The organism is Citrobacter sp. BDA59-3 (genome assembly GCF_015167655.1).
Lineage (GTDB): Bacteria > Pseudomonadota > Gammaproteobacteria > Enterobacterales > Enterobacteriaceae > Phytobacter > Phytobacter diazotrophicus.
In genome coordinates this window covers 3,590,590-3,606,047 of the sequence record NZ_CP063427.1, presented here as the reverse complement: position 1 = coordinate 3,606,047, position 15,458 = coordinate 3,590,590, and the positions used below count along the sequence as shown (strand labels likewise).

15 protein-coding genes and 1 riboswitch are annotated in these 15,458 nt (G+C 53.4%); of the genes, 8 read left to right on the top strand and 7 right to left on the bottom strand.

Translation table 11 applies throughout. From position 1 onward, the window contains the following. Nucleotides 1-54: 54 nt before the first annotated feature. Genes IP582_RS17080 through IP582_RS17070 form a run of 3 tightly spaced genes read left to right on the top strand, consistent with a single transcriptional unit; the run spans nt 55 to nt 2,980 of the window. The gene (locus tag IP582_RS17080) at nt 55-1,743 is read left to right on the top strand and encodes a sensor histidine kinase (protein WP_041852007.1); all 1,689 of its coding nucleotides are present in this window, start codon (nt 55-57) and stop codon (nt 1,741-1,743) included. Further along, entirely contained in the window at nt 1,737-2,456 is a 720-nt protein-coding gene (gene btsR, locus IP582_RS17075; protein ID WP_103278766.1) for a two-component system response regulator BtsR, read from the top strand. The genes IP582_RS17080 and btsR overlap by 7 nt, the downstream gene beginning before the upstream one ends. A 47-nt stretch (nt 2,457-2,503) precedes the next feature. After that, nucleotides 2,504-2,980, top strand: coding sequence for a DUF1456 family protein (locus IP582_RS17070; RefSeq protein WP_193793907.1), 477 nt, complete (start codon nt 2,504-2,506; stop codon nt 2,978-2,980). A gap of 41 nt (nt 2,981-3,021) precedes the next feature. On the opposite strand, the gene IP582_RS17065 is transcribed toward IP582_RS17070, so the two are convergent. Further along, on the bottom strand, nt 3,022-3,480 hold the full coding sequence (locus tag IP582_RS17065; protein WP_193793906.1) for a YehR family lipoprotein: 459 nt from the start codon (nt 3,478-3,480) through the stop codon (nt 3,022-3,024). 87 nt (nt 3,481-3,567) lie between these two features. After that, nucleotides 3,568-5,598 (bottom strand): methionine--tRNA ligase, encoded by a 2,031-nt coding sequence (gene metG / locus IP582_RS17060; RefSeq protein WP_193793905.1) that lies wholly within the window; start codon nt 5,596-5,598, stop codon nt 3,568-3,570. A 176-nt stretch (nt 5,599-5,774) separates the two neighbouring features. Here metG and apbC point away from each other — a divergent pair, with 176 nt between their 5' ends. After that, a complete protein-coding gene (apbC, locus tag IP582_RS17055) occupies nt 5,775-6,884 on the top strand; it encodes an iron-sulfur cluster carrier protein ApbC (protein ID WP_071195710.1) in 1,110 nt (369 codons plus the stop codon). Between the two features lie 20 nt (nt 6,885-6,904). On the opposite strand, the gene IP582_RS17050 is transcribed toward apbC, so the two are convergent. The 3 genes from IP582_RS17050 to IP582_RS17040 all read right to left on the bottom strand — a co-directional run bounded on the left by IP582_RS17050 (nt 6,905) and on the right by IP582_RS17040 (nt 8,907). Then, entirely contained in the window at nt 6,905-7,330 is a 426-nt protein-coding gene (locus tag IP582_RS17050; RefSeq protein ID WP_041851999.1) for a GNAT family N-acetyltransferase, read from the bottom strand. 15 nt (nt 7,331-7,345) lie between these two features. Beyond that, a complete protein-coding gene (locus IP582_RS17045; RefSeq protein ID WP_071195711.1) occupies nt 7,346-7,678 on the bottom strand; it encodes an RcnB family protein in 333 nt (110 codons plus the stop codon). A gap of 212 nt (nt 7,679-7,890) precedes the next feature. Continuing rightward, entirely contained in the window at nt 7,891-8,907 is a 1,017-nt protein-coding gene (locus IP582_RS17040; protein WP_193793904.1) for a zinc-binding alcohol dehydrogenase family protein, read from the bottom strand. 381 nt (nt 8,908-9,288) lie between these two features. Between IP582_RS17040 and IP582_RS17035 the strand changes: the two genes are divergently transcribed. The 4 genes from IP582_RS17035 (at nt 9,289) to fbaB (ending at nt 12,793) form a co-directional block, all read left to right on the top strand. Then, on the top strand, nt 9,289-9,534 hold the full coding sequence (locus tag IP582_RS17035; protein WP_193793903.1) for a hypothetical protein: 246 nt from the start codon (nt 9,289-9,291) through the stop codon (nt 9,532-9,534). A gap of 228 nt (nt 9,535-9,762) precedes the next feature. After that, nucleotides 9,763-9,859: riboswitch (TPP riboswitch) on the top strand. A gap of 34 nt (nt 9,860-9,893) precedes the next feature. Beyond that, on the top strand, nt 9,894-10,682 hold the full coding sequence (thiM, locus tag IP582_RS17030; protein ID WP_193793902.1) for a hydroxyethylthiazole kinase: 789 nt from the start codon (nt 9,894-9,896) through the stop codon (nt 10,680-10,682). Then, a complete protein-coding gene (thiD, locus tag IP582_RS17025; RefSeq protein WP_193793901.1) occupies nt 10,679-11,479 on the top strand; it encodes a bifunctional hydroxymethylpyrimidine kinase/phosphomethylpyrimidine kinase in 801 nt (266 codons plus the stop codon). Before thiM ends, thiD begins: the two co-directional genes overlap by 4 nt. A gap of 261 nt (nt 11,480-11,740) precedes the next feature. After that, nucleotides 11,741-12,793 carry a class I fructose-bisphosphate aldolase gene (gene fbaB, locus IP582_RS17020; RefSeq protein ID WP_041851992.1) on the top strand — a complete coding sequence of 351 codons (1,053 nt, stop codon included), beginning with the start codon at nt 11,741-11,743 and terminating at the stop codon, nt 12,791-12,793. 135 nt (nt 12,794-12,928) lie between these two features. Here the strand turns inward: fbaB and yegS are convergent, their stop codons facing one another. Together yegS and yegQ are read right to left on the bottom strand one after the other, a co-directional pair. Then, nucleotides 12,929-13,828, bottom strand: coding sequence for a lipid kinase YegS (gene yegS, locus IP582_RS17015; RefSeq protein ID WP_193793900.1), 900 nt, complete (start codon nt 13,826-13,828; stop codon nt 12,929-12,931). A 254-nt stretch (nt 13,829-14,082) separates the two neighbouring features. Continuing rightward, nucleotides 14,083-15,444 carry a tRNA 5-hydroxyuridine modification protein YegQ gene (yegQ, locus tag IP582_RS17010; protein ID WP_079496308.1) on the bottom strand — a complete coding sequence of 454 codons (1,362 nt, stop codon included), beginning with the start codon at nt 15,442-15,444 and terminating at the stop codon, nt 14,083-14,085. Nucleotides 15,445-15,458: the final 14 nt, after the last annotated feature.

Sequence of the window (15,458 nt, the reverse complement as noted above, 5' to 3'; positions counted from 1 at the left end):
CTCTGCGCGACTCCATGTAAGGTACGCGCTTTCAGTCAACGCGGTGCTGCGGGTATGTACGAATTTAATCTGGTGTTGCTGCTGCTCCAGCAAATGTGTGTGTTTTTGGTTATCGCCTGGCTGATGAGCAAAACACGTCTTTTTATTCCGCTGATGCAAGTCACGGTACGTCTGCCGCATAAACTGCTCTGTTATGTCACCTTTTCGATTTTCTGCATTCTGGGTACCTATTTCGGTTTGCATATTGAAGATTCTATTGCCAATACCCGCGCGATTGGTGCGGTGATGGGCGGGTTGCTCGGCGGCCCGCTGGTGGGGGGGCTGGTGGGATTAACGGGGGGGTTACACCGTTACTCAATGGGCGGCATGACCGCGCTGAGTTGTATGATTTCCACCATTGTGGAAGGGCTGCTCGGTGGGCTGGTACACAGTATTTTAATCAAGCGTGGCCGCACCGACAGGGTCTTTAATCCGCTTACCGCCGGGGCCATTACCTGCGTAGCGGAGCTGACACAGATGCTGATCATCCTGCTTATCGCCCGACCTTATGAGAGCGCGTTGCATCTGGTGCAAAGTATTGCGGCCCCAATGATGGTGACCAATACCGTGGGCGCGGCACTGTTTATGCGCATCCTGCTCGACAAGCGCGCCATGTTTGAAAAATACACCTCGGCGTTTTCTGCCACGGCCCTCAAAGTCGCTGCGTCGACAGAAGGGATCTTACGTCAGGGCTTTAACGAAGAAAACAGCATGAAAGTCGCCCAGGTTCTCTATAAAGAGCTGGATATCGGCGCGGTAGCGATTACCGATCGCGAGAAGTTGCTGGCGTTTACCGGCACCGGGGACGACCATCATCTTCCCGGCAGGCCAATATCGTCCGTCTGGACGCAAAAAGCCATCGAAAGTGGCGAAGTGGTGTATGCCGATGGCAATGAGGTGCCGTACCGCTGCTCGCTGCATCCACAGTGTAAACTGGGTTCAACGCTGGTCATTCCATTGCGCGGTGAAAACCAACGCGTTGTGGGCACCATCAAACTGTATGAAGCAAAAAACCGGCTCTTTAGCTCTATCAACCGCACCCTGGGGGAGGGGATTGCGCAGTTGCTGTCGGCGCAAATCCTTGCCGGACAGTATGAGCGGCAAAAAGCGCTGTTGACCCAGTCGGAAATCAAATTACTGCATGCGCAGGTCAATCCCCATTTTCTGTTCAATGCCCTGAATACGCTGATGGCGGTGATCCGCCGCGACAGCGATCAGGCCGGTCTGCTGGTGCAATATCTGTCGACATTCTTTCGCAAAAACCTTAAGCGACCCTCGGAAATCGTCACCCTGGCCGATGAGCTTGAACACGTTAATGCGTATCTGCAAATTGAAAAGGCGCGCTTTCAGTCCCGCCTACAGGTACAACTGCACGTACCGGACGCGCTTTCGCATCTCCATCTGCCCGCTTTTACCCTGCAACCGATTGTGGAAAATGCCATTAAACATGGCACCTCACAACTGCTTGGCGTAGGGGAAATCACTATTAATGCCAGCCAGGACGGTGACCATCTGGTGTTGGATATTGAAGATAATGCCGGGCTGTACCAACCCAAAACAGATGCCAGTGGTTTAGGGATGAGTCTGGTGGATAAGCGTCTGCGGGCGCGCTTTGGTGATGGATGTGGCATTTCGGTGGCCTGCGAGCCTGATATCTTTACCCGAATTACCCTACGACTCCCGCTGGAGGAAAGCGCATGTTAAAAGTGCTGATTGTTGATGATGAACCGTTGGCGCGTGAAAATCTGCGTATTTTACTGCAGGAAGAGAGCGATATTGAGATTGTGGGCGAATGCGCCAACGCGGTTGAGGGCATCGGCGCGGTGCATAAATTGCGCCCGGATGTACTGTTTCTTGATATCCAGATGCCGCGTATTAGCGGGCTGGAAATGGTGGGGATGCTCGACCCTGAACACCGACCCTATGTGGTTTTTCTTACCGCTTTTGATGAATACGCGGTAAAGGCGTTTGAGGAACACGCCTTTGACTATCTGCTAAAACCGATAGAGGCGCGCCGCCTGGAAAAAACTCTCACCCGGCTGCGTCAGGAGCGCAATGTCCAGGACGTATCGGTGCTGCCGGAAAACCAGGCCTCGCTGAAATTTATTCCCTGTACCGGGCATAGCCGCATTTATCTGTTGCAGATGGATGAGGTTGCGTTTGTGAGTAGCCGCATGAGCGGCGTCTATGTTACCAGCCACGACGGCAAAGAGGGCTTCACCGAACTGACCCTGCGCACGCTGGAGAGCCGTACGCCGCTGCTGCGCTGTCATCGGCAATATCTGGTGAATATGGCACATCTGAAAGAGATCCGTCTGGAAGATAACGGCCAGGCGGAGTTGTTACTGCGCGACGGACAGACTGTACCGGTTAGCCGTCGCTATCTTAAGAATTTAAAAGAAGCGCTGGGGTTGTAGCTTTTGATGGTAGACTGCCCGCTTACGATGATTTTTTCGAAGGCTTTATGCTCAATAACGATATCTTACGTAGCTTACGCTACGCACTAAAAATGAATAATGGCGACCTCAAGCGCGTATTTGCGCAGGCAGACGCCCCGGTGAGCGACGAGCAGCTTGTCGGCTGGTTGCACAAAGAAGATGAAGAGGGCTTTCAGCGCTGTCCGGACATTATGATGTCTGTCTTCCTCAACGGCCTGATTTATGAACGCCGTGGTAAAGATGAATCTCAGCCTGCGCTGGTGACCGAGCGTAAGATGACAAACAACATCATCCTTAAAAAATTACGCATCGCCTTTTCGCTGAAAACGGACGATATTCTGGCGATCCTCACCGAGCAGAAATTCCGCGTCTCCATGCCGGAGATTACCGCCATGATGCGGGCGACCGAGCATAAAAATTTCCGTGAATGCGGCGATCAGTTCTTACGTTATTTCCTGCGCGGACTGGCAGTGCGTGAGCACGCGAAACCTGCTGCTCAGTAAAGGCAATGCCAGCGCGTGACAAGCGCGCGCTGGCACGTTGATTATTTCACTTCTTTAAAACCATGTGATTCCAGAAGCTGCTGTGATTTCGTCATGCTGACGCCATCTTTCACATCACCGGTGAACGCCGCGCCCTGTATCTGCTGCAATGCGTTACGATCGGCTTTGGTATAGTCGACAGTCAATGTTTCTGTCGCGTAAGTGTCCTGATAATCGATACTTTCCGTTACGCCCTGAATCGATTTGTATTTCTCACTGATCGGCCCCAGGCGTTGCATCGCTGCCTCTTTATTTGCGGCCCCAATGCTTGCGTACTGAATCTTATTCTTTGCCGTCTGACGTAATACCACATCGTCTTTATAGTAATAGGTCAGAGAAATCTCTGTTTTGCCATCCGTCCAGTTAAATGTCTTACTCTGTTCTTTGTCACCACAGCCGCTGACCGCAAACAAGACCAGAGTAGTCAGTGCGATGGCGATCATTTTTTTAAACATATTCATAAAGCCCCTTTTGTTAGAAAAATCCTGTCCATTGAAGAATAGTGCAATAAAAAAAAAGGCGCTGTTTTCACAGCGCCTTTCAGCGATTTATTTTACCTGTTGGCCAGGTTTTGCACCCTCATCAGGACTTAACAGGAAGATATCTTTCCCGCCAGGACCTGCGGCCATCACCATGCCTTCTGAAATACCGAAGCGCATTTTGCGCGGCGCCAGGTTAGCGACCATCACCGTCAGGCGACCGATCAGCACCTGCGGGTCCGGGTAGGCGGAACGAATGCCGGAGAAGACATTGCGTTTCTGACCGCCCAGATCCAGCGTCAGGCGCAGCAGCTTGTCAGAACCCTCGACAAACTCCGCGTTTTCAATCAGCGCCACGCGCAGGTCGACTTTTGCGAAATCGTCAAAACTGATGGTTTCGGCAATCGGGTCATCTGCCAGCGGACCGGTGACCGGTGCGGCAGCGGCTTTCACTTCCTCTTTTGACGCCTCAACCAGCGCTTCGACCTGTTTCATCTCAATGCGGTTATACAATGCCTTAAAGGTGTTCACTTTGTGGCCAAGCAGCGGCTGTTCGATAGCATCCCAAACCAGTGTGGTGTTCAGGAACGCCTCGACACGTTCGCTCAGGGTCGGCAGAACCGGTTTCAGCCAGGTCATCAGCACACGGAACAGGTTGATACCCATGGAGCAAATCGCCTGCAGATCAGCATCGCGACCTTCCTGTTTCGCGACAACCCACGGTGCCTGCTCGTCAACATAACGGTTAGCCACGTCAGCCAGCGCCATGATTTCACGAATAGCTTTGCCGAATTCACGGTTCTCCCACGCATCAGCAATAGTGTCCGACGCATCGGTAAAGGTTTTATACAGTGCCGGATCCGCCAGCTCAGCCGCCAGTACGCCATCGAAACGTTTGGCGATAAAACCTGCACAACGGGACGCCAGATTCACCACTTTGTTGACGATGTCAGCGTTAACGCGCTGAACAAAATCTTCCAGATTCAGGTCGATGTCATCGATACGAGAAGAGAGCTTCGCCGCGTAGTAGTAACGCAGGCTGTCCGCATCAAAGTGGTTCAGCCAGGTGCTGGCCTTAATAAAGGTGCCACGAGATTTGGACATCTTCGCACCGTTCACGGTCACGTAACCATGCACGAACAGATTGGTCGGCTTGCGGAAATTGCTGCCTTCCAGCATCGCTGGCCAGAACAGGCTGTGGAAATAGACGATGTCTTTGCCGATAAAGTGATACAGCTCGGCATCAGACTCTTTTTTCCACCAGTCGTCAAAGTTCAGGTCGCTGCGTTTATCGCACAGGTTCTTGAAGGAGCCCATGTAGCCGATAGGCGCATCCAGCCAGACGTAGAAATATTTGCCAGGCGCGTTGGGGATTTCGAAACCGAAATAGGGTGCGTCGCGGGAGATATCCCACTGCTGCAGGCCGGCGTCGAACCACTCCTGCATTTTGTTGGCTACCTGCTCCTGCAGCGCACCGCTACGGGTCCACGCCTGCAGCATTTCACTGAACGAAGGCAGGTCGAAGAAGAAGTGTTCGGAATCACGCATTTCAGGCGTTGCGCCGGACACCACGGATTTCGGGTCGATAAGTTCGGTCGGGCTGTAGGTCGCGCCGCACACTTCACAGTTATCGCCGTACTGATCCGGAGACTTACATTTCGGGCAGGTGCCTTTCACAAAACGATCCGGCAGGAACATCCCTTTTTCCGGGTCGTAAAGCTGAGAGATAGTGCGGTTTTTAATAAAACCGTTCTCTTTCAGGCGGGTATAGATCAGCTCCGACAGCTCGCGGTTCTCTTCGCTGTGCGTAGAGTGGTAGTTGTCATAGCTGATATTAAAGCCAGCGAAATCAGTCTGGTGTTCCTGACTCATGTCACCAATCATCTGCTCCGGGGTGATGCCCATTTGTTGCGCTTTGAGCATAATCGGCGTGCCGTGAGCATCGTCCGCGCAGATGAAGTTGACATTGTGGCCGCGCATTCGCTGGTAACGGACCCAGACATCAGCCTGGATGTGCTCCAGCATATGGCCGAGGTGGATTGAGCCGTTGGCGTACGGCAATGCGCACGTTACCAGAATTTTCTTCGCGACTTGAGTCATAGTGGGTATTACTTCTTCTTTAGTAAAAAGGGGGTTTGATGTTACCTGAAAGGGAAAAGTTGTGCCATAAAAGCCCGCCCTGGATTGGGCACTATTGAGAAATGAAAAATGGGTGACAGTGGAGTAAACTTGAACCTTAACAATGTCTTTTTAGAACAACATAACAAGGAGTCGGGATGAACTCTCAATCCCAGGCCAAATCCCCTGAAGCCTTGCGTGCGCTCGTCGCCGGAACGCTGGCCAATTTTCAGCACCCAACCCTCAAGCATAATCTTACCGCGCTTAAGGCGGTTCATCATGTTGCCTGGCTGGATGACACCGTCCATATTGAGCTGCTGATGCCCTTTGTCTGGCGCAGTGCGTTTGAAGAGTTGAAAGAGCAATGCAGTGCCGAACTACTGCGACTTACGGGCGCGCGAGCGATTGACTGGAAGCTCTCCCACAATGTCGCCACCTTAAAGCGGGTGAAAAATCAGCCTGGCGTGAACGGGGTAAAGAACATCATTGCCGTCAGCTCCGGTAAAGGCGGGGTAGGAAAATCCTCTACCGCCGTCAATCTGGCGTTGGCGCTGGCGGCAGAAGGGGCAAAAGTCGGTATTCTGGATGCGGATATCTACGGCCCGTCAATCCCGATGATGCTGGGGGCGGAAGGTGAACGCCCGACCTCGCCGGATGGCACTCATATGGCGCCGATTATGGCGCACGGACTGGCGACCAACTCCATTGGTTATCTGGTGACTGACGATAATGCCATGGTGTGGCGCGGCCCAATGGCCAGCAAGGCGCTCCTGCAACTGCTGCAAGAATCTATGTGGCCCGATCTTGACTATCTGGTACTCGACATGCCGCCGGGCACTGGCGACATCCAGCTTACGCTGGCGCAGAATATTCCGGTTACTGGCGCGGTGGTGGTGACCACGCCGCAGGATATCGCGCTGATTGATGCCAAAAAAGGCATTGTGATGTTCGAGAAAGTGGAAGTACCGGTGCTGGGTATCGTGGAAAACATGAGCATGCATATTTGCAGCAACTGTGGTCATCACGAGCCGATTTTCGGTACCGGTGGGGCAGAGAAACTGGCCGGGCAGTACCACACGCAACTGCTGGGGCAACTGCCACTGCACATTAGCCTGCGTGAAGATCTCGACCGGGGGCAGCCGACGGTTGTCAGCCGTCCGGACAGCGAGTTCACCGGTTTGTATCGCAAGCTGGCGGGGCGCGTTGCGGCGCAACTCTACTGGCAGGGTGAAGTTATTCCCGGTGATATCGCGTTTCGCGCGGTATAAATAATGGATAAGGCTGCCCGTCAGGGCAGCCGATAATGCATGAGCAGATAGTTCCCGTCCGGCGATGTGCCTTCCGCTTCAACGTGCCAGCCATGGTGCTGATAAAACGCCAGCGCGTGGTGGTTTTGCACCAGACATTTCAGTGAACCTGTACTGGTAAATTCAGACTGCACTTTTTTCAGCAGCGCGCTGCCGACCCCTTTGCCTTGTGCATTCGGGTCAACAAACAGGCTATGCAGAAAATTGTCGTTCACATACACGGCGGCAAAACCAAGCCGGTGCCCGTCTTCTTCCGCCACCCAGATGGTTTCATCACGGGTAACGGCGTCAAAATCTTCCAGTTGCCAGTCGCTACCGTCCAGCCATGTCCAGTTTGCCCTGCGGGAATGCAGGAACAATGTACGTAGAAAAGGGCGGTCGTTCTCTTGCCAGGGGCGAATAATCAATAGGATTTCCTGAAATTAACGGTGATAAAAGATGTCGCCATTGTAGGCTTTCAAAATTTTACCGTCGGCGTCCGTGATAAGCACGTAATTTCCACCCATATAGGTCCAGTGGCTACCCGGATCAGGCGCAGGCAAATTGCGCAGATTCCACTGCTTAATGTTGTACTCTTCGCTACGGTACATTTCGGGCACCGTATCGCCGATGGTGAATTTAGTAAAATCGGCAACAAAATCCTTCACTTCATAAGACTGGGTTCCGCCTGTCGCGGCAGGGGTTTGCGGTGCAGCAAAAGTCGCACTGGCCGTTGCCAATAATGTTCCCAGAAGCAACATTTTTGTTTTACCCATAATCTCTCCAGGTGTCGTGGGTTTTCATTTCGCGGGGCTTATCATCGACTACCGTCTGGCGACGTCGCAACCGCGAAAATGTTATGAAAATAATGCTTTGGTAAAAAGTGTAAGCAAAAGAAGAGAACAGCAGGAGAGGCGGAACGCTTTTTTCGCTATCCGCCTGAGTATAAAAGTGTTTTTAAGAGAAATCCTGGCTATATTTCAATGCGTTAGTGCGCAGAAAATCCTTCCAGCACGATTTTGCCTACCGCACGGTGCGTTTCAAGCAACTGGTGCGCTTTACGCAGATTTTGTGCGTTGATGACGCCGAAGTGTTCTCCCAGTGTGGTTTTGATAACCCCATCATCAATAAGCGCGGCGACACGCGCCAGTAAACGGTGTTGCTCCGCGATATCGGCGGTCCCGAACATGGAGCGGGTAAACATAAATTCCCAATGCAGAGAAATGCTTTTCACTTTTAAGGGCACAGCGTCAAGTGATTGCGGATCGTCAATCAGGGCCAGTTTGCCTTGTGGTTGCAGGGCGTTGATCAACTGCTGATAGTGCTGCTCCGTGTTGTTGAGGCTGGCAACGTGGCTGACCTGCTTAATGCCAATACGCGCCAGCTCCTCGGTTAACGGTTTGCTGTGATCGATAACATGGTGCGCGCCCAACTCGCTGACCCACTGCTGGCTTTGCGGGCGGGATGCTGTGCCAATCACCGTCAGGCGAGTCAACTTACGCGCCAGTTGCGTCAGAATGGAGCCTACGCCACCTGCGGCACCGACAATCAGCAGTACGTCGCCTTCGTTGCCATTTTCACGTACGCCTAAACGATCAAACAACATTTCCCAGGCGGTAATGGCGGTCAGCGGGAGGGCCGCGGCAGAGGCGAAATCCAGCGAGGCGGGTTTGTGGGCGGCAATGCGCTCATCCACCAGTTGAAATTCGCTGTTACTGCCAGGACGGGTCAATGCCCCGGCATACCAGACTTCGTCGCCGGGCTTAAATAATGTGACCTTGTCGCCAACGGCGGTAACCACACCGCTCGCGTCCCAGCCCAGTACGCGAGGTTTATCGGCGTTAAACCCGGCGCGAACTTTGGTATCCACCGGGTTAACAGAGATGGCTTTCACTTCGACCAGCACATCATGACCTTCGGCTTTCGGTGTTGGTAATTCAATGTCGGTTAAAAAATCAATGTTGCTGCCGTTCTGTGCGGCCTGAGTAATAGCAATAGCTTTCATAAACACTCCGTGATTTCAGTATTCGTCAGGGGATGTGTTAATGCTAGTTCGCCTGGGACAGGTGAAAAACCCGCGCGGGAGGGGAGCACTTATCCTCCAGAAGTGAAAATAGTGTGCGATGCCTCAACGCTGAAAGTTCCTTGCGGTGAGCAGTGACAGAGCGCTACTCAGTATGGCAGAGTGCTGTGCACGGTATTTTGGGCTGAGCAGCAGAGCACAACGGGTTCAATGAATTCAGTTGCGACCTCCTGACATTGCTGCCAGTGGTGCTGTTACTATTTATTTTTAAACTCAATATTGCCTTTTCTATCGACTGAATTGATTAATTTCTTTTAACTTTTTGCCGATGGTACTGTTAATTACCCGGCGAAGGAGGTTGCTTTGAAACGGATTCTTACTGTGATATTGGGCGTGGGCATATGCGCTGGCGCTCTTGCTGATTCGGGATCCCCGCAACTGAAACTGGAAAGCCAGAGGCTGATTCGCGAGTCTGGACATGAATGCAACAAGGTGGAAGGCGTTTATCCTTCCGCGTTCGGCGGTTCTCTGATTGTGATTTGTGATGATTCGCACAGGTATACGATCAAGAATAAAGATGGCCGCTATGTCGTTGGTGTGGCTGAGTAAGGTATCCGGCATGGCAATGAACGCATGCCTGGAATGTGTTGAATGCCTGTTCTCAAAAATATTTTCGTCCTGATTGTTGGATAAACAGACCGTATCATTTTCCTCAAACCGTTTTATCTATCGACTTACCGACGCTTTAGTAAGGAAAGTGGGTTTGCCGTTTACAAGACTTCTCCGTGGCTTTATCCTGATCCTGGATTAACAAACGTTAATCGCAACTAATTGATTTTATTTGACTCGGGGTGCCCTTCCACGTGAAGGCTGAGAAATACCCGTACCACCTGATCTGGATAATGCCAGCGTAGGGAAGTCAGATGCCTGCCCGGCATCCCTTCTTCACGCCGGGCAGGAGCGAATCGATGCAACCTGACCTGCTTCACCGTGCGCAAACCGCGCAAATTCTTCAGCAATTCCGTCAATGTAAGCCGCTTGTTCACTGCATGACTAACGATGTGGTGCAGACCTTTACGGCCAATGTTCTGCTGGCGTTGGGGGCGTCCCCGGCCATGGTGATTGACCGCGACGAAGCGCAGCAATTTGCCGCCATTGCTGACGCGCTGCTGATTAATGTCGGCACACTGACCCGGGAACGCGCCGATGCGATGCACGCGGCTATTTTGAGCGCCAAGGCCGTCCATAAACCCTGGACGCTGGATCCGGTTGCCGTCGGGGCATTAACCTTCCGCAGCGATTTTTGTCGCGAGCTTTTGTCTTTGCGGCCTGCCGCCATACGCGGTAACGCTTCGGAAATTATGGCGCTTGCCGGGATGAGTGCCGGAGGGCGAGGTGTCGACACTACCGATAGCGCCATTGCCGCGCTGCCTGCGACCCAGGCGCTGGCACGCCAGACGGGGGCCATTGTTGCGGTAACTGGTGAGGTGGATTACATCACCGATGGTCTTCGCATCCTGCGCGTTACGGGGGGCGACCTGCTGATGACCCGGGTGGTGGGAACAGGCTGTGCGCTGTCTGCGGTGGTAGCCGCCTGTTGCGCATTGCCCGGCGATCGTCTGTATAACGTGGCGGCGGCCTGCGCCTTTATAGCACAGGCAGGCAGTCTGGCAGTGGCGACCACGCGCGGGCCTGGTAGTTTTACCCCGGCGTTTCTCGATGCCCTCTATGCGCTTCACGGGGAGGTGCTGGTATGAAACGGATCAACGCACTGACCATTGCCGGAACGGATCCCAGCGGCGGGGCGGGTATTCAGGCCGATTTGAAAACTTTTTCGGCGCTGGGCGCCTACGGCTGTTCGGTTATTACCGCGCTGGTGGCGCAAAATACCCGCGGAGTACAGTCGGTTTATCGCATTGAACCTGATTTTGTTGCCGCGCAACTGGATTCGGTGTTCAGCGATGTGCGTATTGATACGACCAAAATCGGCATGCTGGCGGAAACCGATATTGTTGAAGCGGTGGCGGAGCGTTTACGCTGCTATCAGGTGAAAAATGTGGTGCTCGATACCGTCATGCTGGCAAAAAGCGGTGACCCGCTGCTTTCCCCCTCAGCGGTAACGGCGCTGCGACAACATCTGTTGCCACAGGTATCACTGATTACTCCCAATCTGCCCGAGGCCGCCGCGCTGCTGGATGCCCCTCATGCCCGTAACGAACGCGAGATGCATGAACAGGGGCAGGCGTTGCTGGCGCTGGGATGCGAAGCGGTGTTAATCAAAGGCGGGCATCTGGATAACGATGAGAGTCCGGACTGGCTGTTTACCCGTAATGGCACTGAACGTTTTACCGCCCCCCGGATAAAAACCAAAAATACCCACGGCACGGGCTGTACCCTATCGGCCGCACTGGCGGCACTGCGTCCACGTCACGCAGACTGGGCTTCAACGGTCAATGAGGCCAAGCGCTGGCTGTCAGTGGCACTGGCCCAGGCAGACACGCTGGAAGTGGGACATGGCATCGGCCCGGTACACCATTTTCATGCATGGTGGTGAGGGGGCGGTTCCCGAATGGAGGTCAGGCAATGCGTAATACGTAGCCCGGCTTAGCGTAGCGCCAGCCGGATGGGGGAGCCGGGGGCAAAATATTGAGCTTCGCACAGCGGTAAACCACTAGCCGAAACGTGCCACCAGAAAATGCTGAAAAACGGCGATATAGTGGCGAGCCTCGACAAACGGTACCAGGCTTATTCTGCCCATTCATCGGGTCAGGACAAACCACATCCGCCTTTGTGCGGAGCTTACGGGAGTATAGCGATGACTGATATTGTGCAGTTACTAGGCAACGATGCCGACACCCTTTTACAACACCGTTGCACGACCATTGCGGCCGACCAACTCTACCTGCCGGGAGAGGATTACGTCACCCGTGTGATGATGGATAACAACCGTCCGCCAGCGGTACTGCGTAACATGCAGACGTTGTATAACACGGGCCGACTTGCCAAAACGGGTTATCTGTCGATTTTGCCGGTTGATCAGGGTATCGAACATTCCGCCGGGGCCTCGTTTGCTGCTAACCCGCTCTATTTCGATCCCAAAAACATCGTTGAGCTGGCGATTGAAGCCGGGTGTAACTGTGTGGCGTCCACCTATGGGGTGTTGGCTTCTGTGGCGCGCCGCTACGCGCACCGTATTCCGTTTCTGGTTAAGCTTAACCACAACGAAACCCTGAGCTATCCCACCGAATATGACCAGACGCTCTATGCAAGCGTAGAGCAGGCGTTCAACATGGGGGCCGTCGCCGTTGGCGCGACCATCTATTTTGGCTCTGAGGAGTCACGTCGGCAGATTGAAGAAATTTCTGCCGCATTTGAACGAGCTCATGAGTTAGGGATGGTCACGGTGCTGTGGGCGTACCTGCGTAATCCGGCATTCAAAAAAGATGGTGTGGATTACCATGTTTCCGCCGACCTGACCGGCCAGGCTAACCATATTGCGGCAACCATCGGTGCGGACATCGTCAAACAGAAAATGGCGGAAAACAACGGCGGTTATAAAGCGGTAAACTTCGGCTATACCGATGAACGCGTCTACAGCAAGTTGACCAGTGACAACCCTATCGATCTGGTGCGTTACCAACTGGCAAACTGCTATATGGGGCGCGCCGGCTTAATTAACTCTGGCGGCGCGGCCGGTGGTGAAACCGATTTAAGCGATGCAGTGCGCACGGCGGTTATTAATAAGCGTGCAGGCGGCATGGGCCTGATTCTTGGCCGTAAGGCGTTTAAAAAGTCTATGGCCGACGGTGTGAAATTAATTAATGCCGTTCAGGATGTTTATCTCGATAAGAAAGTGACTATCGCTTAAATACCCGCATAAACAACGCATCTCTCTTCGTCAGACGGGGAGAGATGCGCTTTTCAATTCTCTTCTTGCAGATATTCTCTTACGGCAATCACGACTCTTTTTCACCCGTCGACCGCCGTCAATCTACTGTAAGGCTTAACGCAGTAGCGGGCAGTCAGGCGGCAGGCGGCATTTCAGCGCACCGGGCAGAATGTTAATACTGAAATGCTGTCCGGTTAGTGGCTCGCCGTCCAGGTTAAAGGTGATATCGTGCGGCGCGCTCACCTCAAACCAGGCGGATTTACCGTCAATAATATGCGGATTATCTTCCGGCTGGGTCAGGGTGGTGAACAGGGCGGGCAGGATCTCATCGCCGGTAAAAATACGCAGTTGCAACAGACCGTCGTTAATGAGCGCACCAGGGCATAGCTGTTGTCCGCCGCCTGCCTGGCGTCCGTTACCGATGCCGATGACCAGCGCGTCGCCCTGCCAGTGGAACTCTTCACCCTTGATTTCGCAGCGGTCCGGCTTAAGCGTATCCATACGCATCAGGCCATGAATGATGTAGGAGACACCGCCCAACGCGGCTTTCAGTTTCTCTGGCGTTTCGGTGGTAATACGGGTACCAAACCCGCCGGTGGCCATATTGATAAAGCAGGTTTTGCCGTTCACTTCGGCAATGTCGATCGGTACCGCTTTACCCACGATAGCGAGCTGTAGCGCTTTATCCAGTGGCTCCGGGATATCGGCGCTGGTGGCAAAATCATTCGCGGTGCCTAAAGGCAAAATCCCCAATACAGGTGGGTTGTCGCTATCACTGTGCACCAGCGCGCTGGCGACCTCATTAATGGTGCCATCGCCACCGCCCGCAATCACGGTTTCGACGCCGAGCTTGATGGCTTCTGCCACATAGCGCTCTGCATCGCCTTTTTCCCAGGTGACGCGCACCTGAATGTCCATCCCTTCGTTGCGCAGGAGGGTAATGGCCTCGCGCAACATGTCGTCGCCCGCACTTTTACCGTTGAGGATCAATAAACTGCCTGGAAAATTGCTCATCCTTTTCGCTCTTCGAAAATACCATGAGCAAAGTGTATCTCACGACCGGAAAGCGCGCCTGGAAGGAAGGTAAAAGGGGAGATAAAAAAATCAGCCTGCGTAAGGGAGATTACGCAGGCTAAGGAGGTGGTTCCTGGTACAGCTAGCATTTATGGGTTATGTTTTTCAGCGATGAGGATAATACCCATAATGACCGCAACGGTATGTGATCCGATTCTAAGATTCTTGTCGAGTGAAAAAATAACCCCGGTTAATTACTTAGCGTGCGGATTACGCGTGGTCTGTCCAGTAAAATTACGCATCAACAGGGCATACTCCAGCATCACATCCTGGGGAACCGGCATCCAGACGGTATAACCGTCTCCCGGTGCAACCTCCATTGCCTCGCCTTTGGCGTTTTCCATATGTTCCAGCGTGAAGTTAACGTTGCCCTGCGGCGTCATCAGCTCAAGGCTGTCGCCGACGATAAATTTGTTTTTTACCGCCACGGCCGCCAGCTCGCCTTTACGCTCACCGGTAAACTCGCCGACAAACTGCTGACGCTCAGAGACGGAGTAACCGTACTCGTAGTTCTGGTAATCGTCATGAGTGTGGCGACGCAGGAAGCCCTCGGTATAGCCGCGGTGTGCCAGCCCTTCAAGGGTTTCTAACAGGCTGGTGTCAAACGGTTTGCCTGCGGCGGCATCGTCAATGGCCTTACGGTAGACCTGCGCAGTGCGGGCACAGTAGTAGAAGGATTTGGTGCGGCCTTCGATTTTCAGCGAGTGCACGCCCATTTGTGTCAAACGCTCAACGTGGGCGATCGCGCGCAAATCTTTGGAGTTCATGATGTAGGTACCGTGCTCATCTTCGAACGCGGTCATGTACTCGCCCGGACGCTGGGCCTCTTCAATCATAAATACTTTATCCGTTGGCGCGCCGATACCCAGCGTTGGCTCAACGTTTTGCACGGCAATCGGCTCGTATTTGTGCACGATATTGCCGACGTCATCTTCTTTACCTTCCTGGACATTATATTCCCAGCGACAGGCGTTGGTGCAGGTTCCCTGGTTCGGGTCGCGCTTGTTGATATAGCCAGAGAGCAGGCAGCGGCCGGAATAGGCCATACACAGCGCGCCGTGGACGAAAATTTCAATTTCCATGTCCGGCACCTGAGCGCGGATTTCGGCGATTTCATCAAGCGACAGTTCGCGAGAGAGGATCACGCGGGTCAGCCCCATCTGTTTCCAGAACTTCACCGTCGCCCAGTTTACGGCGTTAGCCTGTACGGACAGGTGAATATCCATCTCCGGGAAGTTTTCGCGCACCAGCATAATCAAACCCGGATCGGACATAATCAGCGCATCCGGCCCCATATCCACCACGGGTTTTAAATCGCGAATAAACGTTTTCAGCTTGGCGTTGTGCGGCGCGATATTCACCACGACGTAGAATTTTTTGCCGAGGTCATGGGCCTCGTTAATGCCTTTTTGCAAATTCTCGTGGTTGAATTCGTTATTGCGCACGCGCAGTGAATAACGTGGCTGGCCCGCATAAACGGCGTCCGCGCCATAAGCGAAAGCGTAACGCATATTTTTCAGCGTTCCCGCCGGGGAAAGGAGTTCCGGTTTAAACATGATGTTCTCGTTCT

Bases quoted from the DNA above. Each gene is read 5' to 3' on its own strand.
- IP582_RS17080 (WP_041852007.1), top strand. From the start codon at position 55: ATGTACGAATTTAATCTGGTGTTGCTGCTGCTCCAGCAAATGTGTGTG.
- btsR (WP_103278766.1), top strand. From the start codon at position 1,737: ATGTTAAAAGTGCTGATTGTTGATGATGAACCGTTGGCGCGTGAAAAT.
- IP582_RS17070 (WP_193793907.1), top strand. From the start codon at position 2,504: ATGCTCAATAACGATATCTTACGTAGCTTACGCTACGCACTAAAAATG.
- IP582_RS17065 (WP_193793906.1), bottom strand. From the start codon at position 3,480: ATGAATATGTTTAAAAAAATGATCGCCATCGCACTGACTACTCTGGTC.
- metG (WP_193793905.1), bottom strand. From the start codon at position 5,598: ATGACTCAAGTCGCGAAGAAAATTCTGGTAACGTGCGCATTGCCGTAC.
- apbC (WP_071195710.1), top strand. From the start codon at position 5,775: ATGAACTCTCAATCCCAGGCCAAATCCCCTGAAGCCTTGCGTGCGCTC.
- IP582_RS17045 (WP_071195711.1), bottom strand. From the start codon at position 7,678: ATGGGTAAAACAAAAATGTTGCTTCTGGGAACATTATTGGCAACGGCC.
- IP582_RS17040 (WP_193793904.1), bottom strand. From the start codon at position 8,907: ATGAAAGCTATTGCTATTACTCAGGCCGCACAGAACGGCAGCAACATT.
- thiM (WP_193793902.1), top strand. From the start codon at position 9,894: ATGCAACCTGACCTGCTTCACCGTGCGCAAACCGCGCAAATTCTTCAG.
- thiD (WP_193793901.1), top strand. From the start codon at position 10,679: ATGAAACGGATCAACGCACTGACCATTGCCGGAACGGATCCCAGCGGC.
- fbaB (WP_041851992.1), top strand. From the start codon at position 11,741: ATGACTGATATTGTGCAGTTACTAGGCAACGATGCCGACACCCTTTTA.
- yegS (WP_193793900.1), bottom strand. From the start codon at position 13,828: ATGAGCAATTTTCCAGGCAGTTTATTGATCCTCAACGGTAAAAGTGCG.
- yegQ (WP_079496308.1), bottom strand. From the start codon at position 15,444: ATGTTTAAACCGGAACTCCTTTCCCCGGCGGGAACGCTGAAAAATATG.